This is a genomic window from Bacillus sp. MT94, from assembly GCF_058792475.1.
This window is the reverse complement of record NZ_JBXAEZ010000001.1, coordinates 563993-590328: the sequence shown is the minus strand read 5'-3', so window position 1 is coordinate 590328 and position 26336 is coordinate 563993. Positions and strand designations below refer to the sequence as shown.

Sequence of the window (26336 nt, the reverse complement as noted above, 5' to 3'; positions counted from 1 at the left end):
TATTTTTCTGCGTTAGGAAGTTCTCAGCTTTCCTTCCTTCTCTGTATAACCGGGTAAAATAACTCGTGTCCTTTTCTTCGCTTATTATGAAATTGAATGCAAAAAAGCATATTCATCCCTAAATATAGGGACGAATATGCTTATATCCGTGGTTCCACCCAGATTCCCATCACAAAAAACATAATGGCTTCTTTTGCGATAACGTCGCATACACGGCACTAGATACTTAATTTCCCTAGTGCAGCTCTAAGGTGGTAAGTTATTTTTCTGCGTTAGGAAGTTCTCAGCTTTCCTTCCTTCTCTGTATAACCGGGTAAAATAACTCGTGTCCTTTTCTTTGCTTTTTGTAAAACATCCATTTATTGTTATTTAATATATCTTATTCATTTTATTTTTGCAAGTGTTTAAAAAAATTATTTATTTAATTAAAAAAGTGAAACCAAATTTTTTTGGTTTCACTTCACAATTTTACCAATCTTGTGGTTCGTAATTTAAGTCTGCAAATAGACGTCTTTTCTCTTTCTTCGTTAAATCTCTCCACTGCCCAACTGGTAAATTATTCAATTCGATATTCATAATTCTCGTACGTTTTAACGTGTATACTTGATAACCTAAAGCTTCACACATACGGCGAATTTGACGATTTAGCCCTTGTGTTAAAATAATTTGGAACTCATATTTTGATAACTGTGTAACCTCACAAGGAAGCGTTTTTGTTCCTAAAATTTTAACACCCGCTGCCATTTTCTCTAAGAAATCAGGTGTAATTGGCTTATCTACTGAAACGATATATTCTTTCTCATGTTTGTTTTCAGCACGTAAAATTTCATTAACAATATCACCATCATTCGTTAATAAAATTAAACCGTCTGAGTCTTTATCAAGACGTCCAATGTGACTAATTCGTAAAGGATGGTTCACTAAATCGATAATATTACCTTTTACAGCTTTTTCACTCGTACATGTAATACCTACTGGTTTATTTAAAGCGATATATACGTGATCTCGAGCAATTCGAAGCTGCTCTCCATTTACTCGTACATCATCACCTGGGTTCACTTGGTCACCAATTTTTGCTACCTTACCGTTAATAATTACTCTTCTCTCATTAATTAGTTTATCCGCTCCACGTCGAGACGCTTTTCCAGCTTCACTAATAAATTTATTGATACGCAAATTAGGCACATCCTTTTCTAAAAAAATTTCAAGCTCACACTGCTTCTACCGTACAATACAAAAGGGTAAGCCTCCTATTATAACTTAAATATATTAACATGAAAGGGTATATAACGTCTTCTATTAATTACTTGTTTATAAGAAAATATCGTTATTATACAATCATTTATGCACTTTTTCAGCGCTTAATATACAAGCCATTCTTCCTTACATACAGCTTGTTTTCCTTGTATCTTTTCTATATCTTCATGAATATTAGCTAATTTATATAAATCTGGGAAAATCTCTTTCACATAATGTTGGTGCGCTATTTCATCTTTCCAATACGTTAACACTATGTAACGATTTTCATTTTTTAAAGACTTCCCAACTACTCCACCTAGCATTCCTTTTGCTTTTTCCATTCCTTTATTCCAAATTGTTTCTTGCTTATGTAAAAAATACTTTTCCTTTTCCAACTTTACATCACATATAGCAACTCTTACGAATGCCCCCTCTATTACAACGTCTTTCAAATGCATATCAGTTATATCATACAACGTTTGAAATAATTCAATTTCACATGAAAGAAACGTATCCTCTTGATTACTATTTAAATAAATTGTATCATGAGCTCCATTCATAAATGATTGATATACACTTCTATCTTCCCATAAAGTAAATACACATGCCTCATCTTCATTCCATCCACCAAATTGTCCATGAAAACCCTCTAGGTGTTGTATATCACGCCATTTTTCTTGCGCACTGGAAAACAATTCTTTTTTCTCTTCTTCCACCTTACAGTAGATTGTTTTTAGTAACATTTTTAATTCCCCCTTATGATTCAATCCATTTCCCACTCGCCATACTTTCTATTTTTCCATATACACAAACGTTAATTTATTTTGTTATCAACTCCATTACTTATTCAAAGTTTGATGCCCTCCGTAAATGTTGTAAGTTGATTATTGGAATACTTACCGTGTAAAAATACATCTAAAATATAAAAATTAAAATCTCTTGCTTTCTTACCCCGCTTATAGTTTACATAACATTATTATGTATTACCGATTATCTATATCATTCAATAAAACATATTATTTTATACTATACGCATAATAATTTTAATTCAAACAATTCAGAATTAAAATCCAAAAAAGATAGAAAGTAAACAATCTTACATTATCATCTACTCCCTATCTCTTTTATCATCAATTATTTTTCAAACAAATAATACGTAATTTCTCCTGGATAATGTAATACAGTTACCTTCCGCTCCCCCTTTTTAAAACTAACAGTATGCCCGTTTTCCCCTAAGTTCTCCCATCCACTCGCCTTTGTAATTGGCATTACACTTATATATTGATAATCCTCTTCCTTATCATCGTTAATATGAATTGCTGACATTGGTACTGGAAAACCTTTAATTTTAGATTCTTTATTCATAAATATGAATGCAATTACACCAACTAATAACATAGCCATTGAAATACTTGAAACTAGTTTTCTTCTATTCATTTTCACTAAAAACCCTCTTTTCTCACATATAACTTTCATCATTTTACTAACTTTAATTATTTATGTATAGAAAAGTTATAATTTAAATCATTTCCAACCTATTTTCTCTACTCCAAACAACATTATTGTTATATATTATAATTATAAGTTTTTAAATTTTGGAGGCGTTACATATTGCAGAAATTACTTTTTACTAAATGGACAGTTATTATTTCTATTTTCATCATTTTCGGTACAATTTTCTACGTTACTAATGTTAAAAATAACAACGAAAAAGCACCTGTAGAAACAGCGGATACAAAAACTTTCAAAACGAAATTACAACCTAAAATTAATGAATTGACTACTAATTATAATGAAATCATTGAAAAAGATTGGTTGCCTGCCTGGGAAGAGATTAACACGAATGGAGATTCAGTAGATCGAAATAAACTATTAGTTACAATGAATGCCGTTTCCAAGCAGTATGAAACAATTATGAACGAAATAGACACACTTAAAATTGAAGAAAACATCACAGATATAGATATACAAAAACAACTAATTCAATTCACAACTCAGTTTAAATCCGCATCAAATTTCATGAAAAATGCAGCAAATTTGATTATAGACGGAACAAATAACTCTATTCCAACCAATGAAACTATTGAAAAAACAAAACAAGCTTTAGGACTTGCGGATCAACATATTGTCATCGCTTTATCTACTTTAAATGAAGTTGAAGATAAATTAGGACTTACAAAAAAATAAAACTATTTACTATTTTAAAATAAAAAATGATTGCAATTCACAATTTGTATGTCTATAATATTTTTATTGATTTACAATCAATGTGTTTATAAATTTTATAATTCGGATGAACCATTCAGGAGAAGGTCTATTGATCTACCGACGGGGCAAAAAGTTGTTATACCAACTTTGAAACTCTCAGGTCTTGGTTACAAGTAGAACTGCATGGGGACGAATCTCTGGAGAGACTCCCTCTCGCTTTTATAGAGCGCGGAGGAAAACGAGCACCGAAGGAGCAAATCCGCTACTTTAGCGGATAATCTCTCAGGTAAAAGGACAGAGACAAGCGAAAGAAAAAGCCGATTGTATCGGTTTATTTTTCTATCCCTTGTTTCTCCAGAGACCATTTCATTTACTTGAAGTGGTTTTTATTTTTTCTAAAAAAGGAGAATAAAGATGGAGACAGTAAGTAAAGTATTAGAACAACTAAATCAATACGTGTGGGGATTACCAACTTTGTTGCTACTCGTTGGAACTGGTGTCATTCTCACAATGCGTTTGAAAGGTTTACAGTTTAGTAAACTATTATACGCTCACAAACTAGCGTTTAAAAAATCAGAAGATACTTCTTCTTCTGGAGATATTAGTCACTTCCAAGCACTCATGACAGCTATGGCCGCAACGATTGGTATGGGAAATATAGCCGGTGTTGCAACAGCTGTCACTATAGGTGGACCTGGTGCAATATTTTGGATGTGGATTACCGCATTGTTCGGTATGGCAACAAAGTATGCTGAAGCAATACTTGCAGTGAAATACCGTGTTAGTAATGAAAATGGTGAATATTCAGGTGGGCCAATGTATTATTTAGAACGTGGTTTGGGTAAGAAATGGCTAGCAGTATTATTCGCTATATTCGGTACAACTGCTTCTTTCGGTATTGGTAATATGGTGCAATCTAATTCAGTTGCAGAGGCAATGCGAATTAATTTCTCTTTCCCTCCTGCTTTAACTGGTATAGTAATGGCATTTTTAATCGCAATTGTTATTTTAGGCGGTGTAAAAAAAATCGGGAAAGTGACGGGATATGTCGTTCCTATTAAAGCTTTCTTTTATATAATTGCTGGTCTTATAATTATTTTCTATCACTACGACCAAATTCCTGAAGCATTTTCACTTATTTTTTCTGGTGCATTTAATGGTACAGCAGCTGCTGGTGGTTTTATTGGGTCAACAGTTGCATCAGCTATTCAAATTGGAATGGCGCGTGGTGTATTTGCGAACGAAGCTGGTTTAGGGAGTGCACCAATTGCTGCTGCGGCTGCAAAAACTGATTCACCTGCAAAACAAGCTTTAGTTTCAATGACTGGTACTTTTCTAGATACGTTTATTGTATGTACAATTACAGGACTAGTATTAATTACTACAGGTGCTTGGAAATCTGGTAAAACTGGCGTTGAAGCTACAACACTTGCATTCCAATCTGTATTTGGTACTGCTGGTAGTATGATTCTCGGTATCGCAATTATTTTATTTGCCTACTCTACTATTTTAGGCTGGTCGTATTATGGAGAAAAATGTGTAGCTTATTTATTCGGAGAAAGTGCTGTTAAATATTATAAAGCAATCTTTATCGTCATGATTGCAATTGGTGCTAATTTAAAGCTAGGAATCGTATGGACATTTGCTGATATTGCAAATGGACTTATGGCCATTCCAAACTTAATTGGTCTAATTGGATTAAGTAGTATTGTTGTTGCTGAAACGAATCGCTTTTTACAAGCAGAGAAATTGAAAGAAAATAATAAAAAACAGGCAAGTTAATCTATGAAAAAAGGAATGACTCATACATGATGAGCATTCCTTTTTTCATCCCCTCTTTTACTTAATTACTATCATTAAAAATATATTTATATCAATGTTTACTCCTTTTTATTCCTCCAAAAGTTTTTCACATAAATGTCATAAATCGTATGGTCTAACTATATAGTTGAAAAGGAATGCGACATTAAAGTGTCGCTGAAAAACTCATCCAAGAAAAGGGAGGAAAAATCTTTTGAAAAACAAAATCATTGTTTTCCTATCTGTTTTATCATTTATTATTGGTGGTTTCTTCTTTAACACAAATACTTCAAGCGCTGAAACATCATCTACTGATTACGTTCCTAACCAATTAATCGTTAAGTTCAAGCAAAATGCATCTTTAAGTAATGTGCAATCTTTTCATAAATCTGTCGGAGCTAATGTCTTATCTAAAGATGATAAGTTAGGTTTTGAAGTCGTACAATTTTCAAAGGGTACTGTAAAAGAAAAAATAAAGAGTTATAAAAATAATCCAGATGTAGAATATGCAGAACCGAATTATTACGTTCACGCCTTTTGGACTCCAAACGACCCATATTTTAAAAATCAATATGGATTACAAAAGATTCAAGCTCCACAAGCTTGGGATAGCCAACGAAGTGATCCTGGTGTAAAAGTAGCTATTATTGATACAGGAGTTCAAGGTTCACATCCTGATTTGGCTTCGAAAGTAATTTACGGGCATGATTATGTTGATAACGACAATACATCTGATGATGGTAATGGTCATGGTACACATTGCGCTGGAATTACTGGAGCACTTACGAATAACAGTGTCGGAATTGCTGGTGTTGCCCCACAAACTTCAATTTATGCTGTCCGCGTATTAGATAATCAAGGAAGTGGTACTCTTGATGCTGTAGCGCAAGGTATTCGAGAAGCTGCTGATTCGGGTGCAAAAGTAATTAGTTTAAGTTTAGGAGCTCCAAATGGTGGTACTGCATTACAACAAGCCGTTCAATATGCATGGAATAAAGGCTCTGTTATAGTTGCAGCTGCTGGAAATGCTGGAAATACAAAAGCTAATTACCCTGCTTATTACAGCGAAGTAATTGCAGTTGGTTCTACAGATCAATCAGATAGAAAATCTTCATTTTCTACTTATGGTAGCTGGGTAGATGTTGCAGCACCAGGTTCAAATATATATTCAACATATAAAGGAAGCACGTATCAATCATTAAGTGGTACATCTATGGCAACACCTCATGTTGCAGGAGTCGCTGCTCTTTTAGCAAATCAAGGATATAGTAATACACAAATTCGCCAAATTATTGAGTCAACTTCTGATAAAATTAGTGGTACAGGTACGTACTGGAAAAACGGTAGAGTCAATGCATATAAGGCTGTACAATACGCTAAGCAATTACAAGAAAATAAAGCTTCTTAAGAAAACTTTAATCAGTCGATCTACCATGAATGCGGAATAAAATAGAAGGAGAGACTTCTATAATTAAAGCCTCTCCTTCTTACAAACTATATTACTCTCCCTGCTTTTTAACCATATGTAAATACAGTACAAAATCCATCATTGTCGACGAATGACCAAGTTGACGGATCATCGCTGTTATATTTCCTCTATGATATGTACCATGATTTACGACATGTTGCACTAATTCTAAAATCGAAGTTTCTAATTTCCCTACATATGGATTCTCAATAACAAATACAGCATTCACATCTTGTATTGTAATTAAAAAATCTTTATATTGATTTGCCATGTTTTCAAACATTTTTTCTAATTCATGTAACGATTTAGTTTCAATTTGTTTTCGTAAATCTTCTCGGTCTTGTATTGCTTCATTCATACTTTTACCATGCAATATATGTAACCACACTTGATCTGTAATATAAATATGCACAAAAGTATCCTTAATGGATGGAAATACACTCTGTATCTGCTCCTTAAAAATGGTCTCATAGTTTGGTAACTCTTTTAATCGATTGAATAATCTTGTATTAGCCCAAGCATGATAATCACACTGTTTTAATATATAATCTTTCAATTTATATTACCTCCTTATTGTATGAAACGAATGGTTTGTTTCTTCATTTCTGATTCTCTATCAGCCTTTGCAATCCCTTTTTCTTTCATTTCATGCTTATTTATCGTTTTATATTTTACATACGTATAAAATTCCGTTTGAAATGGAAATGGTGTAATCCGAATTGTTTCCTCATCCACCCATTCAGCTTGAATAAGTTTCTCCTCTTTACTATTAAACATTTCTGTTCCTTCAAAACCATCTTTAAATAAATCAATTTCATCTTTCTTTTTGACACCAGGCTTATTCATACATACGTATAAAGAAAGTTCATCACAAAACTTTAATAATCTATAATGTTTATCGAACATCGCAAACTGTTCCTTTGTTAACGTTTTCAAGATTCTTTTTTGTCGTTCTAATTCATGTTTATAAAATGACATCATCTCTTCATCTTCCTCGTTTAGTGGAAATGATAAAAAATGTTTACTACAAAGCAATGCCCCGTATGGATTAGAATTTTCAATTTCATTCAAACCAATCGTATAAAAAACAAAACGTAATGGGCTTGGACAATCCATAAATGTATATGGAATATTTTTAGCATCATTTAAAATTGGTACTTTATCAAGCTCTATCCATCCTCTGTCATGCTCATATATTGCATCAACTGTTTCTTTTAAATATGTTTTACCTTCAAAAAAGTGTTCTTTTATATGCTTTGCAATCTCTCCAGCTAAAAAACCATGATCATGTTGACGAATTAATATACTTTCCTTCTCATTTTTTTCACGAAAAATCATTCGTATACTCCCCCTCATCCTCATACTAAAGCTTTTTATATGCATCGATTCTTAATTAATCCCCAAATAATAGAAGGGATTCAGTCTCTTGCAACGAAATTAACATAATTATATAGTATTCTTTCTAATCATAGTGATAGCTTTATCTTTACTATCTATTATACTAAAACATTCATTCCAAAAATTTTTTTATGAGGTGAAAACATGAACAAAACAGAATTAATTAAAAATGTAGCACAATCAGCTGATATTTCTCAAAAGGACGCTTCTGCAGCTGTACAATCCGTATTTGACACAATTGCTAATGCATTACAATCTGGCGATAAAGTTCAATTAATCGGATTTGGAACTTTTGAAGTGCGCGAAAGATCTGCTCGTACAGGACGTAATCCGCAAACTGGCGAAGAAATTCAAATCGCAGCTGGTAAAGTTCCTGCATTTAAAGCAGGTAAAGAATTAAAAGAAGCTGTTAAATAAACAAGAAACCAGCCATTTTATAGGCTGGTTTCTTGTTTTTATTTAAGCAATTGCTTTATATTCTCTGCATGATACACTTCACAAATATAAAATACACATTTGCAGTTACTGACAATTTGATACTTTCTAGTTGGATACACATTCGCTGTAACAGAACATCCATCAAACAATTCGATAATATTTCCAGATGGCTGATATCCTTCATATAATACGTTTCTTCTTACTTCCATCTTTTCTATAAGCTTTTCAACAGGAATATTTCCACTCTCTAATTCACTCTTTATTGCGTCCGGTAAAAACGAAGTGTCTGCAAAAATTAGATTTTCAGATAACACCTTGCCTTTATAACTAACATTAGATACACGGTAAAGAAATGTTCCATCTTTATCAAAGAAATTCTTTGCTTCTTTCGGAATGTACTGTCTACCAAGTGCCTCTTGTTCAAGAACATCAAACTGAACTGTATCATTTAAAAGCTTTTCTAAAGCATGAATGGATGATGTATCTCCAGAAAATAAAATATTTTTAATTGCTTGTATGTTATAAGTGAATTCATTCTTTCTATTTTCCGCCACTAACATGAGGAACACCTCTTCTATAATTTTTTTATTTAAGATTTAAAAGTGCTACCGCGTCTAATTGCGTAATTTCAGTCACTTCCTTACTGAATACTGCAACAGAAGCCATATAATCTAAACTAGGCCTTACATCTTCCATCATTGTATTATCTGCCAACTCTTGCTTATCTTTAAAAACTAACAATTTTGGAGGAGTATTTGGAGCTGATACTGTAATATGTACTGGTGGAATCAATAGTCCTTCGCCTGTCGCTTTCAGCACCGCTTCTTTTCGAGTCCAATATGTTAAAAAACCTTCTATTTTCTGTTCATTTGGTAGTTTCATAACTTGCACTATTTCAATGTCTGTTAATACACCTTCTGCCATTTTCATAACATCTACATTTGGATTCATTTGTTCTACATCTATGCCAACAGGTGCAGATTTTGTAAATGCAACGACAACCCACTCACCTGAATGCGAAACAGATAATTGCGGCATACCTTCTGGTAATTGTGGTCTACCATGTTGCAATTTACATACTGAGCACATTCGATCAATTGGTACTTGGACTGGTGACATAGAAAGTATTTTGCCGAGAACTAATCTACTAATTACGCAACCTATTATAAAACGAGCTCGATCTGCCGAATGATGATACGAATTTGCTTTCTCTCGCTCTATATCATTTAGTAAATTGTAATGCCATGATTGTAAATCTGAAATTCTTGCCCACCATATTTGACAATCATTCTCATTCAAAGTTGGAACAGAATCTGCAACTTTACTTTCTATCATGTAAACTCTCCTTTATTCAACGAATATCAATTTTCATAAAAAAGCATACGTATATTGTTATTCATTGACGAGTGCTTTCTCTTTTTTTGATACAGATAATGTTTTTTCTTTCTTATTTGACATTACCTCTTTATCGGAAATACGTAAAGAAAATAGTAGTGCTATGAGCAAAAATATTGCTGATCCAATTAATGCTGCTTGATATGGTAAAAAATCGGATTGAACGTTATTACTTCCAAAACCAGCTAGTATACTAGCTAAAACAGCTACTCCTATCGCTGAACCTAATCGATTTTGCACATTGAATATAGTAGTCGCTCTCCCCATGGAAGGCGGCGTGATATTGTTAAAGGCAGAAAATTGAACCGCACCGACAGATTGACCTAAGAAAATACCGATACCAAACAATAATGCCCGAATTTGCCACGGATTCGTATCGTGATTTACAAAACTTAATAAAACAAAGATAATCGCCGTACAAATTAATCCTATAGAAATTACCTTTCGAGCTCCTAATTTCTTATATGACCATGGCACAATTTGTGAAGAAATCATTAATCCAATCGCCTCTGGAAATGTCGTAAGTCCTGATTCTAGCGCGGAAACTCCTATCACATTTTGATACATAAGTGGAAAAATAAATAACATTCCTAGTAAACCAGCTGATGAAAATAATGATATAAGGCTCATCTTTCTAAAGACTGGTTCTTTTAATAAGCGTAAATCTAACATTGGTTGCTTTACTTTCAGTTCTACGATTATAAACAATGTAATGAATACAACCCCAGCTATCCCAGTACTCATAATTTCTGGAGAAATCCACCCTTTTGATGGTCCCTGGCTGAGTGCATATATGAGCATCGCAAATCCTGGTGCTGATAAAATAAAGCCGAGAGAATCAAAGCGACCAGCTGATTTTTCAACATGCTCTGCTAAAAATAGAAGTCCAAAGAGCAATGCAACGATTCCAAACGGTAGATTAATATAAAATGCCCAACGCCAAGACATTTGATCTACAAAGAAACCACCGATGATAGGACCAATTGCTGGTGCTACAGCAATTGGAAGTACAATGAACCGAGAAATCTTCGGTCTTTCCTCTGGTGAAAATGTTCGAAATAACATCGCCATTCCGACCGGTGTTAAAAGCCCTCCACCAGCACCTTGAATAATACGGAAAATATTCAATGAAGTAATATCGTTAGCCATTCCGCATAAAGCAGAGGCAATTGTAAATACGAAAAGAGCAATTAAAAATACTCTTTTCGTACCAAATCGATCTCCTAACCAACCAGAAATCGGAAGGAAAACAGCTAAACTAACTAAATACCCAACATTAACCGTCCCCATTGCAGATGGAGGTACTTGTAGTTCTTTACTTATCGTTTGTAGTGCTACATTTACAATCGTTGCATCCATCGCAGCCATAAACATCGCAGTTATATAAACGATACTTACGACTACTTTTGGATTTAGTTTTGCTTTCATTATCGTTTTCCTGCTAATGTTTTTTCACGAACTTGATTACTTTTTGGATTCAAATCTTTCCAGTTATATTCAACATATTCTAAGCAACTCTGCCTACTAGCTTCTTCATATACGACACTCCAGCCAATAGGTACATCGAGAAAAGCAGGCCAGAGAGAATACTGGCCCTCCTCATTTATTAATACTTTATATGTGTAATTATCATTTTCAAATGGATTCGTCATACTCTACTTACCCCTTTCTTATTCTGCAAATATTTCGCTAATACTTGTCCAATTTCCGTAAGTGGACCTGGCTGACATAAATCTTTATGTCTACAGTCAATATCATGCTGCACAATTTGCCCATCTAAATAATTTAGCCACGTATTTGGAGAAATAGGATCAAACCAGTCTGGTATAACAGTAGATCTAAAGAATAAGATGTCTCCGTTATAAACTTTCGGTACATATTTCCCTAACAACCCTACTGAATTTACATATGTTTCTTTCAAGTTCAATATAGTCTCTTCTTCAAGACTTGCTAATGCACTTCCATCTTTACGAAGGATTTCAACTGCACTTTCCATTGTAAGTGGTTTACCATCCATGTTATCTGGGTCATATCCGCCTAAAGCGAGTAATGCGATTAACGCTTCCTCTTCAGTAGGCGCTTCCGTATTCGGTAAGAAGTGTCCAGGATAAGAATCAAGCATAACGAGTAATTCTACTTCTTCCCCTTCATTTTGTAGTTGCGCCGCCATTGCATGCACAACATTTCCTCCAAGCGACCAACCTAATAAACGATATGGTCCATGAGGCTGTACTTCGCGAACGTGTTTCAAGTAATCCGCCGCCATCTCCTCTAAACTTTTTGGAAGTTCTTCATTTTTAGCGATACCACGTGCTTGTACACCATAGATTGGATAATCTGTTCCTAAAGATTTCATAAGTCCTGCATAGCACCAACTTAATCCACCTGCTGGATGTACACAAAATAGTGGTAATTGCTCCCCGCTTGCTCGTAATGGAAGCAACACATCAAGTGCACTTTGACCATTCCCCATCTCAAGTCTTTCAGCTAACCCTGCAACAGTCGGTGCTGCAAATAAAGTACCAATGTTTAGTTCCACTCCAAGCGCCTCTTTAATGCGGCTCATAAGCTGCACTGCAAGGAGTGAATGGCCACCAAGATCAAAGAATCCGTCATCAATTCCAATTTGAGGTACACTTAGCACTTCTGTAAACAAGTCACATAACATTTCTTCTTGCGGTGTTCTTGGACCACGACTAGAAGATGATGCGATAAATTCTGGAGCTGGCAATGCCTTTCTATCTAACTTACCGTTTGGAGTTAAAGGTAACTCATTTACTACTACAAAAGCGTATGGAACCATATAATCTGGTAAACTACCACTAGCAAACTGACGCATTTCATTCGTATCAATCGCTTCATTATTTGATGCAACGATATAAGAAACTAACCGTTTATCCCCTGGTTGATCTTCCCGTACAATAACGGCTACTTGCTCAACTTTAGGGTGCTTCATTATGACTGCTTCTATTTCTCCTAATTCAATTCGGAATCCACGAATTTTTATTTGATGATCTGCACGTCCTATATAATCTAGCGTCCCATCTTTACGCCAGCGAGCTAAGTCTCCTGTACGATACATTCTTGTACCTGGCTTTCCAAATGGATCTGCGATAAAGCGTTCAGCCGTTAATCCTGCTCTTCCTAAATATCCACGCGCAAGCCCTGCACCTGCAACATACATTTCTCCAACTACTCCAGGTGGCACTGGTTGTAAATAGTTGTCTAACACATACACTTTAAGGTCAGGTATACTGCACCCAATTAAACTATTTGCTCGTAAAGAGACGATAGTTTCATCTAATTCAATATAACTAACATGTACTGTCGTCTCCGTAATACCGTACATATTAATAAGCTTTGGTGCGTTATGAGGATGTCGACTATACCAATCTTCTAAGCGACTTAGCTCAAGTGCTTCTCCTCCAAAAACAACATATCGTAAAGATAATTTTTGGCCAATCTCTTCATTTTCACGATCTGCTTGCATCAATTGATAGAACGCTGATGGAGTTTGGTTTAAAACCGTAACCTTTTCTTTAACAAGAAGCTGTAAAAATTCTTTCGGTGAGCGACTTACAGTATGTGGCACTACAACTAAACGCCCTCCGTATAATAAAGGTCCCCAAATTTCCCAAACCGAGAAATCAAAAGCGTATGAATGGAACATCGTCCAAACATCGTTTCCGTCAAACTGGAACCAATGATCAGTTGCTCCTAAAAGTCTTACTACATTTTGATGAGGTATCATAACGCCTTTCGGTCTACCCGTTGAGCCTGACGTATAAATAACGTAAGCAATATGTGATGGAGATAATGGCTTAATTCGTTCCACTTCATCAATATTGTCATCACTATATTTCTCAACTTCTGCTATTACTTTCACATCATCAACTAAAACTTTTAGTGCCTCATCACATTCAATTTCCACTTCTGAATTCGTTAAAACACATGATGGTTTCGCATCGTGTAGCATAAATGAAATGCGGTCTGCTGGGTAATCTGGATCTAACGGAAGGTATCCGGCACCAGCTTTAAGAACAGCTAATAAGCTTACAACCATGTTTAATGATCTTGGCATCGCTAAAGCAACGAGTTGATCAGGACCAATCCCTTTTGCTATTAGGAATCGAGCTATTTTATTTGCTTTTCTATTTAACTCTTCATAAGTTAATTTCTTATTTTCAAAGACAACAGCTATAGAATTTGGATTTATATGAGCCTGCTTTTCAAACAATTGTGGCAATGTCATTTCTGGTGCAATTTGAAAACCACCATTCCACTTTTCTAACACTGTATTTTTCTCTGCTACAGTTAATATTTCTAATCTGCCAATTGATTGATCCGGATTTGTAGCTGCATCATCTAATAACAAAATGAATCGTTCTATTAGTTTTTGAACCGTTTCACGTTTATATAAATCGGTACTAAACTCTAGTAATCCATATAAACCGTTCGGAGTACCATCAACCTCGTTACTCTCACTAATTTCAAATGTTAAATCAAATTTTGCAGAACCAACGCTTTGAATTTCAAGGCTCGCTTCTAAATCTGGTGCATGAAACGTTGCTTCTGGTGTATTTTGAAAAGCTAACATAACTTGAAACAACGGGTGGCTGTTTCGAGTACGTACTGGATTTAACACTTCAACAAGCCTTTCAAATGGAACATCTTGATTTTCATAAGCTGCAAGATTTACCTGCTTCACTCTATTTAATAATTCTTTAAAACTTGGATCTCCTGACGTATTTGTACGTAACACTAATGTATTTACAAATAAACCAACGATATCTGAAAGTACATCATCATTTCTTCCAGCAATCGGACTTCCAATTGGTATATCAGTGCCTGCACCTAATCTTGTAAATAGTGCACTAAGCCCTGCTTGCAATACCATAAACAAACTAACTCCATTTTTACGTGCAAGCTCTACTAACCTACTATGCATACCTTCATCTATATGAAAATGAATTGTTTCCCCGCGGTAACTCGTCTCAATTGGACGCTGGAAATCTGTAGGTAACTCCATTTGGTCTGGTAAACCTTTAAGTTCTTCTTTCCAAAAATCTAATTGTGTTGAAATAAGACTCTCTGGTGTCGTTTCATCACCTAGCAATTGCTGTTGCCAAAGTGCATAATCTGCGTATTGAACTGGTAGTGTCTCCAGCTGAACTCTGTCACCTTGACATCGTGCTTTATACGCCGCTGTAAAATCTCTCGTTAACGGCTGTAATGACCAGCCATCACCTACAATATGATGTAATAAAATTAATAATACATGTTCGTTTTCACTCACTGTAAAAAGTTGCAAACGAACTGCCGGCTCAATATCGAGGTTAAAGCTATATCTTACCGCCTCTGAAAGTACACTTTCTAATTCATCTTTACATGTATTAGTTATAACCATTTCTAGATTTAAATTTTCCATATCTAAAATTTTCTGATAGGAACTACCTAATACGTTAGGGAAAATTGTTCTAAGTGTTTCATGTTTCTCAACTACATCATAAAAAGCACCTTGTAATGCTTCCCGATTCAATATTCCATTCATACGAATGACTAGCGGAATATTATAAGTAGGACTTGGACCTTCTAAACAATTTAAGAACCATAACCTGCGCTGTGCAAATGAAAGTGGAACTTCATTTGGCCTACTTGCTTTCTGAATAGCTGGTCTTGCGCTTTTTGCATGGTTTAATTGTTTCGCCAGTTCGGCAACAGTTGGTGATTCAAATAGTTTCCCAATTCCTAATTCCACACTTAACGTTTCACGAATTCTTGCCATTAAACGAGATGCGAGAAGTGAATGTCCACCCATTTCAAAGAAATTATCATCAATGCTAATTCGAGAAACACCAAGTACTTCTGCAAATAAATCACATAATATTTCTTCTTTCGGATTTCTAGCAACTCTCTCGTTGTTCATTCCATTAAAATCAGGAGCAGGTAATTTCTTTCTGTCAACCTTACCATTTGGCGTTAATGGTAATTCTTCTAGCACAACAAATGCCGATGGTATCATATAATTCGCTAAACTTTCTGAAACATAAGAACGAATTTCTGAAAGATTAATCGGTTCCTTTTCTTCTGCAACGATATACGCAATGATGCGTTTATCATTTGCACGATCTTCTCGTACCATTACTACCGCTTGTTGAATATTTTCATGTCGTTGTAATACCGTTTCAATTTCAGCTAATTCAATTCGGAATCCACGAATTTTAATTTGATGATCTGCGCGACTAATGTACTCTAACGCACCATCACTACGCCATTTCACAAGATCTCCTGTACGGTACATGCGCTTCCCTGATTCTCCATAAGGATTTGCAACAAACCGTTCAGCTGTTAACTCAGGTTTTCCTAAATATCCGCTTGCAAGTCCTTCCCCTGCAATATATAATTCACCAATAATTCCAGGTGGAACTGGTTGTAGCCCTGCATCCAATACATACACTTCTGTATTGCAAATTGGCTTTCCAATAGGTGGTATACCCTTTTCACCTTCATCAATGTTCATGAAAGTAGACCAAATCGTCGTTTCAGTTGGTCCATATAAATTAGTTATTGAACAACCTAATTCTTTTAATTTATTTGCTAAATGCGCTGGGAGAGCTTCACCACCAACAAGTATATTTAGCCCTTGTAGCTTCTCTGGATAATCAGTTACTAACGCCTGCCAAAGCGTCGGTGTAGCCTGCATAATTTTCACTCTTTCTTCTTGTAAAAGTGTCGTTAATGCTGATGGCTCTTGTATGTCTTCTTTTTGCGCAATTGTTAAACTTGCACCACTAATAAGAGGTAAATAAATTTCTAGAGCAGAAATATCAAACGCAAACGTTGTAACTGCTAATAAATGATCATTTTCATTTAATGAAAACTTTTGCTGCATTGCCATTAAAAAGTTACTTAAACCTCTCATAGGAACAATTACACCTTTTGGGTTTCCTGTTGAGCCTGAAGTATATATTGTATAGGCTGGGTTTAAAAGTGATACATCATTCTTACATGCTATATTCATACGAGAATATGTATGTAACGCTAGTTTCGTTTCTTCGTCATCTAATACAATTTTTTTCATATCCTTTTCTATAACTAACTTAGATGAAACAGATGAATGTGTTATGATACAAACTGGTTTTGCATCATTTACTATATAATTAACTCTTTCTGCTGGGTATTCTGGATCTATTGGTAAATACGCTGCACCAGCCTTTAAGACTGCTAGCATACTAACTACCATTTCTATTGATCTAGGGAATACTAAAGCTACAAACTGATTTGGTCGTATTCCTTCTTCTACTAAATAATGTGCTAGTTCATTCGCTCGTTCATTTAGCTCTTTATACGTAAGGATTACACCGTCACAAGTAATCGCTAGTTTATTTGGATTTTTTTGCACTTGTTTTTCAAATGATATAGGTAAACTGATTAACTCATCGTCTTCCTTCGTTTCATTCCATTCCAATAAAACTTTATGATTTTCTTCAGGCAGAGTAATGTTTATTTTTCCAATCGGCTCGTTTTTCTCATAATTATTTATTACTAATTCAAATAGATTCATAAATCTTTCTTTATGCAATGCTAGCTCTGCACCATTATATACTTCGGGATTCGCATCAAAATGAATCATTAGCTCATTTTGATCAAAACGTTTATATACATTTATCGATAAATCATCTACAGGTCCTGCTGATAAGTTATGCGTAATACCACGATTTCCAGCAAAATTAAGCCCGTAATCAAAAGGCATAACATTCACTAACGGTCCAAACAACCTTTGATTTTCACCTAGTAACTTTAAGTCTCTTCTTAATTCCTCATGACGGTATTTATAATGGCGACGTACATCTCGGATTTCTTTAGAAACTTGCTGCAATAATTCCACAAGAGTTATATTTGGAGTTACTGTAATACGAAGTGGAACTAAATTCATTACCATACTTGGTGTATGAATAGATACAGAACCTAGACGTCCCATCATCGGTAAACCTAAAACAATATCATTTTCACCTGTTAATTTATGCATATAAATACTTGTTACAGCCACAATGAATTCCGGCCAACTTGTTAACGAAATATTGATATCTTCTAGTAAAGTTTTCGTGCTAGAACTAGATAAATAAGCTGTTTCTCGTGAAAATCCATTTGATGTTCTCGGTGCTCGTTCTGCCAAACTTACAACTTCTGGGGCATCTGCAAACTTTTCTAACCAAAAAGTACGATTTTCCTGAAATTGTTTAGACTCACGATACTCGATATCTTCTTGCACGACTTTTGCAAGAGAACCAAATGGCTTTTCACTCTTGTTTGTTTCTTCTATAAGTGATGTATACTCATTCGCTACCTTTTGGCTAAGAAGTGAAAATCCATAGCCATCCATCACAATGTGATGGATGCGCTGATACCAAAAGAAACGATTATTTTCAACTTGAATAAGTGCTTCAGTAAATAATGTATCTTTTTTCAAATTGACTGGTATAGATAAATCATTTTTCATCCATACTTTAGCAGCTTCTTCAGGGTTTTCTTCTTTCCGAGCGTCAATAAAATGCATATGAAACTGTGATTCTTCAATAACTTGCCATGGGCCAATTTCATCCTCTTCGAAGCGAACGTGAAGTGCTTCTGCTTCCATTACAACTTTACGTACAGCTAATTCAAAAATGTCTTGATGAATATTCCCGTTTATTTCTACATATTCCCCAGTATTATATATCGGATTAAGCGGATCTAATTGTTGCGCAAACCACATACCAGACTGCGCAGATGATAACGAATGACGAATCTTTTGACTGTTAGGCATTCTTTACTACCCCTTTATTATGTAGACTATTTGTTACAGCACCTGTGCTGTTTGTGAAGATAGTAAGCTGTACCAACCTGCAACAGTTGGACGTTCTGCTAAATCTGCAAACGTGATTTCTTTCCCTTCACGACGCCACTTCTCTACTAAACTCATAATTCTGACCGAATCAAGCCCTCTATTTAATAAGTCCTCATCAATATCAATACTCTCTACTGACTCACGAAGTAGTTGTGCAACTAGTTCATGTACTTGCTGTATAGTGATTCCTTCACTCTCATCACCTTTTACACTTTGTAAATCTTTTAACAGTAGGTTTGTTGATGTCGTTACTGCGCATCTATTAGATGCATACTCCAATGCTTGTTTATGATGCTCTAGTGAAAAATCAGCAACTGCATCTGCTACAAAGAACGGCTCTATACCATCCATAAATGCTTCACAAGCTGTTAAAAGGCATCCAATATGCGCATAAATACCGCAAATAATGAGTTGATCTCTTCCTTTTTCATTTAAAATTTCTAATAGATTTGTCTTTTTAAATGCACTATATCTCCATTTTGTTAGGAATATATCATCCTCATCAGGAGTAAGTTCATCAACAATTTTCTTTTTATCTGGTCCAGCAGGAATACCGTCACCCCAAAAGTCTTGTAATAAACCTCTTTGTTCTAACGTTTGTCCACCAGGTTGCGCTGTATAAACAACTGGTATACCAAGTTGTTTACATTTTTCTCTTATCATTTTAATATTTGAAATAAGTTCTACTTTTGGTGATTCTTTATCGCTATATGCATCAAGAAAATATTCTTGCATGTCATGAATTAAAAGTACTGCACGTTTCGGGTCTGGTGTCCAATTCACTTTATTTTTTGGTAGTTCTGATTCAATTGGCATTTTATATACTGAAATAGATGGGATAGCCATCTAATCACTTCCTTCCGGTTTTTATTATTGTTTTACTGTAATAAGTTTTTCAGCAATGACTTTACGTAGTTCTTTTTTGCTGACTTTTCCGACTCCTGTTTGCGGGAATGATTCAATAAATTCAATTCGATCTGGAATTTTATAAGCCGCTATACCACGTTCTCTTAAAAACATTTTTAATTCACTTACTGCCGGAACTTGTCCGCGAGCTATAACAAAAGCACAGGTGCGTTCACCTAAATAATCGTCAGGCATAGATACAATTGCTACGTCATGGACCGCATCGTGTGCTAATAAATGATTTTCAACTTCTTCCGCAGCAACTTTCTCACCACCACGGTTAATTTGATCTTTATCTCTTCCTTCTACAATGATGTATCCTTTTTCATTTACTTTTACAAGATCGCCTGTGCGATAAAATCCATCCTTTGTAAATGATCGTGCATTATGCTCTTCAGCTTTATAGTAACCACGAATTGTATATGGACCTCTTGTTAATAAACTACCTACTTCGCCAGGTTGTACATCGTTGTCATTTTCATCAACAACTCGTACTTCATCGAGTGCAGACATTGGTCTACCTTGTGTATGAATAATAATTTCTTCCGGATCGTCTAATCTTGTATAGTTCACTAATCCTTCCGCCATACCGAATACTTGCTGTAACGTACATCCAAATGTAGGGCGTATACGTCTTGCAACCTCAGCGCTAAACTTAGCACCACCTACTTGAATAACCTCTAGGCTCGATAAATCGGTATTACGAGAAGATGCAGCATCAAGCCAAATCATTGCTAATGGCGGAACGAGCGCTGTAATTGTAACTTTTTCTTTTTCAATAAGAGCAAATGCCTCATCTGGACTACCACCAGTTGCCAATACCACTTTTCCACCCGCATAGAAAGTTCCAAATGTCCCTGGAGAACTCATTGGGTAATTGTGTGCTACTGGAAGAACTGCCATATAGACGCTTTCTGCATTCAAATTACAAATTTCAGCGCTTACACGTAAACTATAAATATAGTCATCATGTGTTCTAGGAATTAATTTAGAAAGACCTGTTGTCCCTCCTGATAATTGGAGAAATGCAACATCACTTGGCTGAACTTCTGGTAATGAGACGGGATCCATATACAGATCATTTATGTTCACAAACTCTTCTTCTTCCCCCACTACAATTACACGTTGTAAAGTTGGCACTTTCTCTTTCACTTCTCTTGCTAGTTTTCGATAATCAAAACCGAGAGCCTTATCTGAAATAACGTAAGCGCTCGCCTCGCCAAACTCACAAAAATAACTAATTTCACTGCTTCGATGTGAAGGTAGTGCAAAGACAGGAAGCGCTCCAATTCGAAATAGTGCAAAACATATTTCGAAAAACTCGATAATGTTAGGTAACTGGATTACAACTCTGTCCTCTTTCTTTATTCCTAAATTCAGTAAACCTGCTGCTAAACGATCTGCATTTTTATCAAGTTCACTATATGTTATATGCTTCTTACCACTTACAACCGCGATTCGATCTCCATATTTCTCAGCCCGCTCTCTTAACACTCCTCCAAATGTTTCACCAAGCCAACATCCTTCTTCTCGATAATGATCGGCAAATTCTTTTGGCCATTCTGTATAACCTACTAGCATTCTTTCTTCCCCCTATTTTTCATTAAGTGAACTATCTCTTAATCCTAAAGCTTTTAGCATTGTTTGGAATTTAGCTGATGTTTCTGCTAACTCATCTTCTGGTTTTGACTCAGCAACAACTCCAGCTCCTGCATATAAACGCAGTGTATTTTCTTGTACTTCGGCACAACGAATTGTAACAATCCATTCTCCATCTCCATTTAAATCGCTCCATCCTAGCATTCCTGTAAAGAACTCGCGGTCAAATGGCTCAATATGCTGTATAGCCTCTCTTGCTTTTTCCATCGGAGTTCCGCAAACTGCTGGCGTAGGATGAAGGGCAATTGCTAATTGTAAAGAAGAAGTATTTTGATCCTTCAGTTCACCTTTCACTTCTGTAGACAAATGCCACATCGCTTCACTATGAATAACTGATGGCTTTTCTGGAACATGTAATGTATGACAATACGGACGAAGTGCAGCGGCAACCGCTTCAACTACTACCGCATGTTCATGTAAATCTTTTGGAGAAGAAAGTAATTCCTCTGCTCTTCTTTTATCTTCTACTGGGTCCTCACTACGTGGCCTTGAACCAGCTAACGGATTAGAAATAACTTGCATACCATTACGTGAAACAAGTAATTCAGGACTTGCTCCAATTAGCGTCTTACTGTTCTCTTTTTCATCTTTCGGTAAATTCACAGCAAATGTATAACCATGCTTATTATGTTCTGCTAATTCTCGCAGAAGTTTTTGCTTATCAATCTTTTCCGAAGATTTAACATCTAACGATCTAGATAGAACGATTTTCTTTAAATCACCGTCCTGTATTTTTTTAATTCCTTGCTTCACACCATTCATATAAACTTCAGGGTCTGGTACTGGCGTCATTTCAAATGTTACGTTCTCATTTGTTTCAAGCTGATTTGTTGTATCCAATTGTAAACGCTCAGAAATCCTACTATATTCTGGTACGATAAGTTGGACTTCTTTTCTACGATCGAATGGCAAAGCACCCACAACGATAGGATTTGGATTTCCAGCTTGTTTCGCATTACTTAATGTCGCTTGCACAAGCTCTGGGAAATTTTCAATTTCACGATGCTTTACTGTAGTAAACTCTCCTTCTGCTAATATAGTTCGAGTTGGTGAAGCGAAAAAGAATGAAGATTCAGTCTTATAATCTTCTAAAAGTTTTTCTGACAATTCCTTTACAGCTATATGTTCATTCATAATATAATAACCTCCTGAATTTTTATTAAACTCCTAACGTAGCACCGCCATCGACACATAAATTGTGCATTGTAATATGACTTGCTCTATCTGAGGCTAAAAATAACACTGCTTCAGCAACTTCTGAAGGTTGTGCAATTTTTTGTAATGGAATTCCGAGTCTATATGTATTTTGAGAACCAGTAATTATATTTTTAGCTCCATTCTCATCAGCCCATAGTAATCTTTGCATCTCAGTTTCAGTAGAACCTGGAGAAACTAAGTTGCAGCGTATATTGTATGCCGCAAGCTCTAGTCCTAAACATTTCATAAACATCGTCGTTGCAGCTTTTGACGCAGCATACGCAGCCATCTCCATTCTCGGCGTATTTGCCGCATTTGAACCGACTGTAACAATTGCCCCTGATTTTCTTAACATCATATTTTTACTTACCGCTCGGGACATATTGAAAACCCCTGTAGTATTTACAGAGAATGTTTTATTCCAATCTTCATCACTTAACGAATGAATTGGTCCCATACGTAAAACCCCTGCAACATTTATTAAAATATCTATTGGCGCTATTTCATTTGCAATATGATTTACCATGTCTTCAACAGCAGCGCTATCACTCACATCTAAACGAAACGTTTTCATACGTGTATTATTTAATTCATTTTGATTTAAGAGTACATTTAACCCCTCTTCATTTTGATCAACCGCAATAACTGTGGCTCCTCTTTCTAAAAACATTTTGGCAACAACACTGCCTATGCCTTGTGCTGCACCTGTTACTAAAACTGTTTTCCCATCAAATTCCCCTAAGTTCATTTTCTCTATCCTTTCACATAAACATTAATTTCATTAAGCAACACCACTGATATTGATTTTCATTATCAGTGGTGTTGTAAAAAATAATACACTTACTAAACTAATTGGTCAAGTGCGCATTACTTTAAAATCCATCTTATTGATAATGTTTTTCATTTACTATCTTACACCGAAATGATAATGTTTCTCAATAAACTTGTCAATCTTTTTTTATTTTTCAGACAAAGTATTTTAATGCTTCTTAATAAAATCATATGTAAACGTATTAAATGTACTTATATTATAAATAAAATTCTAAATCCTCTTTTTAAAATTGAAGAAGACAAACTAGAGATACGTTCATTTACAATGCTTTATGAAAAACTCAAGTATATATTTTCTCAATATTTTTCTGAAAATATATCTTACAAATACTAACGAATGTCTTCTTTATCATTTAAGATTTAATATATATTTCAAATGCGATGTATCAATTCATTATATTCCAATATACCCCACTCACTTTTACATCTATAAAACTCCCAAAAGTAATTTAACCTTGTTAAAATAACTCATAAAAAAAGCATCCTAATTAATAGAATAGGATGCTTTTTCGTAATCATAGCGTTATAGAAGATTTGTATACTTACGCTACGCTGCGATACTCTTCTTCGTGTTCTTTTTTCTGTTTAGGTGCTTGAATTAAAATTGCGATAATGAATGACACGACACATAATACACCGATCACCATGAACGTTGGTTTGAATCCACCTAGAAGTGCACCGATAAAGGAACCTGCAAGCGCCCCGAATCCAAATCCTTGATACACAATTCCGTAGTTCTTACTATGGTTTTTCATACCGAAGAAATCACCAACAATAGCTGGGAAAATAGTGATATTTCCACCAAAGCAAAACGCTACACTTGCTACACATACGAAGTATATACCGTAATTTAAATCTACAAAACTTAGAACTAATACTGAACTCGCCATAACAACAAAAGTACCAGTAACGATTTTTAAACGCCCAATTTTATCCGATAACGGTCCTAAAATGATACGACCTAATGTATTGAAGATTGCAACCATAGCCACCGCATTAGCTGCTGTTGCTGCGCTAAGTCCTACAAGTTGAACACCAATGTCTTTTACCATACCAATTAAGTATAAGCCACTCATACATGATGTAAATAACATGATAAATAATAAGTATACTTGTTTTGTGCCTAACATTTCTTTCGTTGTGTATTCCTTAGTTTTTGTTTCATGAACTGCTCCTTGATCTGCAGCTTGATGGATTAAACAAGCACCAATTACAATCATAGCTGTAACAATTAAACCCCAGTATGTAAATGCTTGCGATACACCAACTGATTCAATCAACTGTGCGTTAACGTATTTAAAGATTAAGCTACCTGAACCATATGCAGAGACAGAAATACCAGCAATTAGACCTTTACGCTCTGGAAACCACTTTATTAAATTTGATAGTGAAGTGATATATGCTGTACCATCTGCATAACCTACAACAACTCCTGCTAGTGCATAAAGCAATATTAATGAAGACGCTTGTGAACTAAGTATTAACCCTAGTCCTAATGCTAATCCAGCTATCATAATAAGTTTACGAAGTCCCCATTTTTCTTGCAATTTACTCGCAAATAAAGTTGAAAATGCTAAAGAAAGACTAGTAATTGAGAAAGTTATCGCAACAGCGTTAAGACTCCAACCGTATTTACTAACTAAAGGCTGATTGAATAAACTCCATGTATATATCGTTCCAAGCCCCATTTGTACTATAACTGTGCCAAGGACAACAAACCATGGATTAACAGTTGATTTTTTCATATCTTTCCGCCTCCTCTTTCTATTTCAATGCTATTCGCTAAATTTACTTTTTTTATGTTCATTTTGGTCACCTCTTTTGATTTGACACCTTCATTGTATAAGATGTTTCTGTTTATGTAAGCACTTACAATACAGAGCGTCAAAAACATGGAATCAGTTACAAAAAACGAAGGATGAAATACAAAAAACTACTGATTAAATACACTAGAAAAATTTTTTATACTTCGATTCACCTTATTTTTTATAAAATCACAAATTTTTTCCCAATAAATAAAACTAAATATTCACTAATATATCTATCCGTGTTTTAATATATATAATAAAAAAATATTTCTGTCTTTAATGAGGAGGTACTATGAAAGCAAACGTAGGGGATACTATACTTTTTCAACGAAACAATTTAAAGATTACAGGATCTGTACTAAAACTTTATACTGAATCGGTCTTAGTTGAAATTACAAATGTAAGCGGTGGTACTTTTGAATTTGATCGAACAATTGTAAATCATAAAAACTATAAAGTTTTAAATGCAAATACATAAAACAACACAAAATAGCCCCTGCTCAACAGCAGGGGCTATTTTATATAAAAATATTTCACTAGTTTATATACCCTAAAACATTAACAATCTTACTCGCTTTTAAATTGTTAATATGATAATAAATTTCTAAACCTCTTCTCTCTGCTCGTAACACTTTACCCTTCATTTTTGATAAATGTTGTGAAACAGTAGATTGCGGAATATTCAGTAACTCTGTTAATTGTGTTACATTACAAGTTTTTCTCGTACTTAATTCATTTACAATTTGCAGTCGGATTGGATGCGCCATAATTTTTAAAATATCTACATCTTCTTCTGAAACTAAAGTTTTTTTCATTTCACTTGTATATGTTGTCATAAGACATTCCCCTTTTATATGAATTCCATTTTTATAAGATCTATTTCCAAAATTTTTAAAACCCTCGATTAAAACTTTCATATAGAAATAAAAGGATTTTAAATTTTTGAAAACAGAACTTACATTCACTTTATTTATTTGGTACATATACATAATACAATGTTAATATGTGCTCTATGTGAAGTTCGCATAAATTTGTGATGAAGATTTATTTAGCCACTCGCATCCTACTCATCTAATTACCCACTGCATAAAATCATCAGTTA

21 protein-coding genes, 1 riboswitch and 1 other annotated feature are annotated in these 26336 nt (G+C 34.9%); of the genes, 5 read left to right on the top strand and 16 right to left on the bottom strand.

Going from position 1 to position 26336, the window contains the following annotated elements:
• Positions 1-123: 123 nt before the first annotated feature.
• Positions 124-347 (bottom strand) — a binding site (T-box leader).
• A 121-nt stretch (positions 348-468) separates the two neighbouring features.
• The 3 genes from rluF to AC1Q51_RS02880 form a co-directional block, all read right to left on the bottom strand.
• A complete protein-coding gene (gene rluF, locus AC1Q51_RS02890) occupies positions 469-1176 on the bottom strand; it encodes a 23S rRNA pseudouridine(2604) synthase RluF (protein ID WP_001222162.1) in 708 nt (235 codons plus the stop codon).
• A 185-nt stretch (positions 1177-1361) separates the two neighbouring features.
• Positions 1362-1982, bottom strand: a complete 621-nt coding sequence (locus AC1Q51_RS02885) for a DUF4937 domain-containing protein (RefSeq protein WP_492331356.1) — start codon at positions 1980-1982, stop codon at positions 1362-1364.
• 391 nt (positions 1983-2373) lie between these two features.
• Positions 2374-2718, bottom strand: coding sequence for a hypothetical protein (locus tag AC1Q51_RS02880; RefSeq protein ID WP_003278183.1), 345 nt, complete (start codon positions 2716-2718; stop codon positions 2374-2376).
• Positions 2719-2850: 132 nt separating this feature from the next.
• On the opposite strand from AC1Q51_RS02880, the gene AC1Q51_RS02875 reads away from it, so the two are divergent.
• The 3 genes from AC1Q51_RS02875 to AC1Q51_RS02865 all read left to right on the top strand — a co-directional run bounded on the left by AC1Q51_RS02875 (position 2851) and on the right by AC1Q51_RS02865 (position 6655).
• Positions 2851-3426 (top strand): hypothetical protein, encoded by a 576-nt coding sequence (locus tag AC1Q51_RS02875; RefSeq protein ID WP_001170865.1) that lies wholly within the window; start codon positions 2851-2853, stop codon positions 3424-3426.
• Between the two features lie 208 nt (positions 3427-3634).
• A riboswitch (glycine riboswitch) is annotated at positions 3635-3755 on the top strand.
• A 106-nt stretch (positions 3756-3861) separates the two neighbouring features.
• Entirely contained in the window at positions 3862-5229 is a 1368-nt protein-coding gene (locus tag AC1Q51_RS02870; RefSeq protein ID WP_065228804.1) for an alanine/glycine:cation symporter family protein, read from the top strand.
• A gap of 232 nt (positions 5230-5461) precedes the next feature.
• Positions 5462-6655: a S8 family peptidase gene (locus AC1Q51_RS02865; RefSeq protein ID WP_000790932.1), complete on the top strand. Its 1194-nt coding sequence runs from the start codon at positions 5462-5464 to the stop codon at positions 6653-6655.
• Between the two features lie 91 nt (positions 6656-6746).
• On the opposite strand, the gene AC1Q51_RS02860 is transcribed toward AC1Q51_RS02865, so the two are convergent.
• Together AC1Q51_RS02860 and AC1Q51_RS02855 are read right to left on the bottom strand one after the other, a co-directional pair.
• Positions 6747-7271, bottom strand: a complete 525-nt coding sequence (locus AC1Q51_RS02860; RefSeq protein WP_000656263.1) for a DinB family protein — start codon at positions 7269-7271, stop codon at positions 6747-6749.
• A 14-nt stretch (positions 7272-7285) separates the two neighbouring features.
• Positions 7286-8053 carry a DUF3891 family protein gene (locus AC1Q51_RS02855; protein WP_000577301.1) on the bottom strand — a complete coding sequence of 256 codons (768 nt, stop codon included), beginning with the start codon at positions 8051-8053 and terminating at the stop codon, positions 7286-7288.
• A gap of 204 nt (positions 8054-8257) precedes the next feature.
• Here AC1Q51_RS02855 and AC1Q51_RS02850 point away from each other — a divergent pair, with 204 nt between their 5' ends.
• A complete protein-coding gene (locus AC1Q51_RS02850) occupies positions 8258-8530 on the top strand; it encodes an HU family DNA-binding protein (protein ID WP_001043905.1) in 273 nt (90 codons plus the stop codon).
• A gap of 38 nt (positions 8531-8568) precedes the next feature.
• On the opposite strand, the gene AC1Q51_RS02845 is transcribed toward AC1Q51_RS02850, so the two are convergent.
• From AC1Q51_RS02845 to AC1Q51_RS02800, 10 genes are all read right to left on the bottom strand, one after another.
• Positions 8569-9111 carry a hypothetical protein gene (locus tag AC1Q51_RS02845; RefSeq protein ID WP_000959120.1) on the bottom strand — a complete coding sequence of 181 codons (543 nt, stop codon included), beginning with the start codon at positions 9109-9111 and terminating at the stop codon, positions 8569-8571.
• Between the two features lie 25 nt (positions 9112-9136).
• Positions 9137-9886, bottom strand: a complete 750-nt coding sequence (gene sfp / locus AC1Q51_RS02840) for a 4'-phosphopantetheinyl transferase Sfp (protein WP_000572987.1) — start codon at positions 9884-9886, stop codon at positions 9137-9139.
• A 57-nt stretch (positions 9887-9943) separates the two neighbouring features.
• A complete protein-coding gene (locus tag AC1Q51_RS02835) occupies positions 9944-11374 on the bottom strand; it encodes an MDR family MFS transporter (RefSeq protein WP_097925202.1) in 1431 nt (476 codons plus the stop codon).
• Positions 11374-11598, bottom strand: coding sequence for an MbtH family protein (locus AC1Q51_RS02830; protein WP_000184060.1), 225 nt, complete (start codon positions 11596-11598; stop codon positions 11374-11376). Before AC1Q51_RS02830 ends, AC1Q51_RS02835 begins: the two co-directional genes overlap by 1 nt.
• Positions 11595-18752, bottom strand: a complete 7158-nt coding sequence (locus AC1Q51_RS02825) for a non-ribosomal peptide synthetase (RefSeq protein ID WP_097925204.1) — start codon at positions 18750-18752, stop codon at positions 11595-11597. Before AC1Q51_RS02825 ends, AC1Q51_RS02830 begins: the two co-directional genes overlap by 4 nt.
• A gap of 33 nt (positions 18753-18785) precedes the next feature.
• Entirely contained in the window at positions 18786-19679 is an 894-nt protein-coding gene (locus AC1Q51_RS02820) for an isochorismatase family protein (protein ID WP_071714333.1), read from the bottom strand.
• A gap of 24 nt (positions 19680-19703) precedes the next feature.
• A complete protein-coding gene (locus tag AC1Q51_RS02815; protein WP_065228800.1) occupies positions 19704-21320 on the bottom strand; it encodes a (2,3-dihydroxybenzoyl)adenylate synthase in 1617 nt (538 codons plus the stop codon).
• A gap of 12 nt (positions 21321-21332) precedes the next feature.
• Positions 21333-22532, bottom strand: a complete 1200-nt coding sequence (gene dhbC / locus AC1Q51_RS02810) for an isochorismate synthase DhbC (protein WP_065228799.1) — start codon at positions 22530-22532, stop codon at positions 21333-21335.
• Positions 22533-22557: 25 nt separating this feature from the next.
• A complete protein-coding gene (gene dhbA / locus AC1Q51_RS02805; protein ID WP_001048431.1) occupies positions 22558-23343 on the bottom strand; it encodes a 2,3-dihydro-2,3-dihydroxybenzoate dehydrogenase in 786 nt (261 codons plus the stop codon).
• A gap of 625 nt (positions 23344-23968) precedes the next feature.
• Positions 23969-25171 carry an L-lactate MFS transporter gene (locus tag AC1Q51_RS02800; protein ID WP_492331355.1) on the bottom strand — a complete coding sequence of 401 codons (1203 nt, stop codon included), beginning with the start codon at positions 25169-25171 and terminating at the stop codon, positions 23969-23971.
• 355 nt (positions 25172-25526) lie between these two features.
• Here AC1Q51_RS02800 and AC1Q51_RS02795 point away from each other — a divergent pair, with 355 nt between their 5' ends.
• Entirely contained in the window at positions 25527-25712 is a 186-nt protein-coding gene (locus AC1Q51_RS02795) for a YkvS family protein (RefSeq protein WP_000646792.1), read from the top strand.
• 58 nt (positions 25713-25770) lie between these two features.
• On the opposite strand, the gene AC1Q51_RS02790 is transcribed toward AC1Q51_RS02795, so the two are convergent.
• Positions 25771-26070 carry an ArsR/SmtB family transcription factor gene (locus AC1Q51_RS02790; protein ID WP_000214794.1) on the bottom strand — a complete coding sequence of 100 codons (300 nt, stop codon included), beginning with the start codon at positions 26068-26070 and terminating at the stop codon, positions 25771-25773.
• Between the last annotated feature and the right edge of the window lie 266 nt (positions 26071-26336).

Excerpts from the sequence above, each read along its gene's own strand:
- AC1Q51_RS02835 (WP_097925202.1), bottom strand. The coding sequence starts at position 11,374 with ATGAAAGCAAAACTAAATCCAAAAGTAGTCGTAAGTATCGTTTATATA.
- AC1Q51_RS02855 (WP_000577301.1), bottom strand. The coding sequence starts at position 8,053 with ATGATTTTTCGTGAAAAAAATGAGAAGGAAAGTATATTAATTCGTCAA.
- AC1Q51_RS02800 (WP_492331355.1), bottom strand. The coding sequence starts at position 25,171 with ATGAAAAAATCAACTGTTAATCCATGGTTTGTTGTCCTTGGCACAGTT.
- sfp (WP_000572987.1), bottom strand. The coding sequence starts at position 9,886 with ATGATAGAAAGTAAAGTTGCAGATTCTGTTCCAACTTTGAATGAGAAT.
- AC1Q51_RS02830 (WP_000184060.1), bottom strand. The coding sequence starts at position 11,598 with ATGACGAATCCATTTGAAAATGATAATTACACATATAAAGTATTAATA.
- AC1Q51_RS02820 (WP_071714333.1), bottom strand. The coding sequence starts at position 19,679 with ATGGCTATCCCATCTATTTCAGTATATAAAATGCCAATTGAATCAGAA.
- AC1Q51_RS02825 (WP_097925204.1), bottom strand. The coding sequence starts at position 18,752 with ATGCCTAACAGTCAAAAGATTCGTCATTCGTTATCATCTGCGCAGTCT.
- AC1Q51_RS02845 (WP_000959120.1), bottom strand. The coding sequence starts at position 9,111 with ATGTTAGTGGCGGAAAATAGAAAGAATGAATTCACTTATAACATACAA.
- AC1Q51_RS02870 (WP_065228804.1), top strand. The coding sequence starts at position 3,862 with ATGGAGACAGTAAGTAAAGTATTAGAACAACTAAATCAATACGTGTGG.
- AC1Q51_RS02815 (WP_065228800.1), bottom strand. The coding sequence starts at position 21,320 with ATGCTAGTAGGTTATACAGAATGGCCAAAAGAATTTGCCGATCATTAT.
- AC1Q51_RS02880 (WP_003278183.1), bottom strand. The coding sequence starts at position 2,718 with ATGATGAAAGTTATATGTGAGAAAAGAGGGTTTTTAGTGAAAATGAAT.
- AC1Q51_RS02790 (WP_000214794.1), bottom strand. The coding sequence starts at position 26,070 with ATGACAACATATACAAGTGAAATGAAAAAAACTTTAGTTTCAGAAGAA.
- AC1Q51_RS02885 (WP_492331356.1), bottom strand. The coding sequence starts at position 1,982 with ATGTTACTAAAAACAATCTACTGTAAGGTGGAAGAAGAGAAAAAAGAA.
- AC1Q51_RS02795 (WP_000646792.1), top strand. The coding sequence starts at position 25,527 with ATGAAAGCAAACGTAGGGGATACTATACTTTTTCAACGAAACAATTTA.
- dhbA (WP_001048431.1), bottom strand. The coding sequence starts at position 23,343 with ATGAACTTAGGGGAATTTGATGGGAAAACAGTTTTAGTAACAGGTGCA.
- dhbC (WP_065228799.1), bottom strand. The coding sequence starts at position 22,532 with ATGAATGAACATATAGCTGTAAAGGAATTGTCAGAAAAACTTTTAGAA.
- AC1Q51_RS02850 (WP_001043905.1), top strand. The coding sequence starts at position 8,258 with ATGAACAAAACAGAATTAATTAAAAATGTAGCACAATCAGCTGATATT.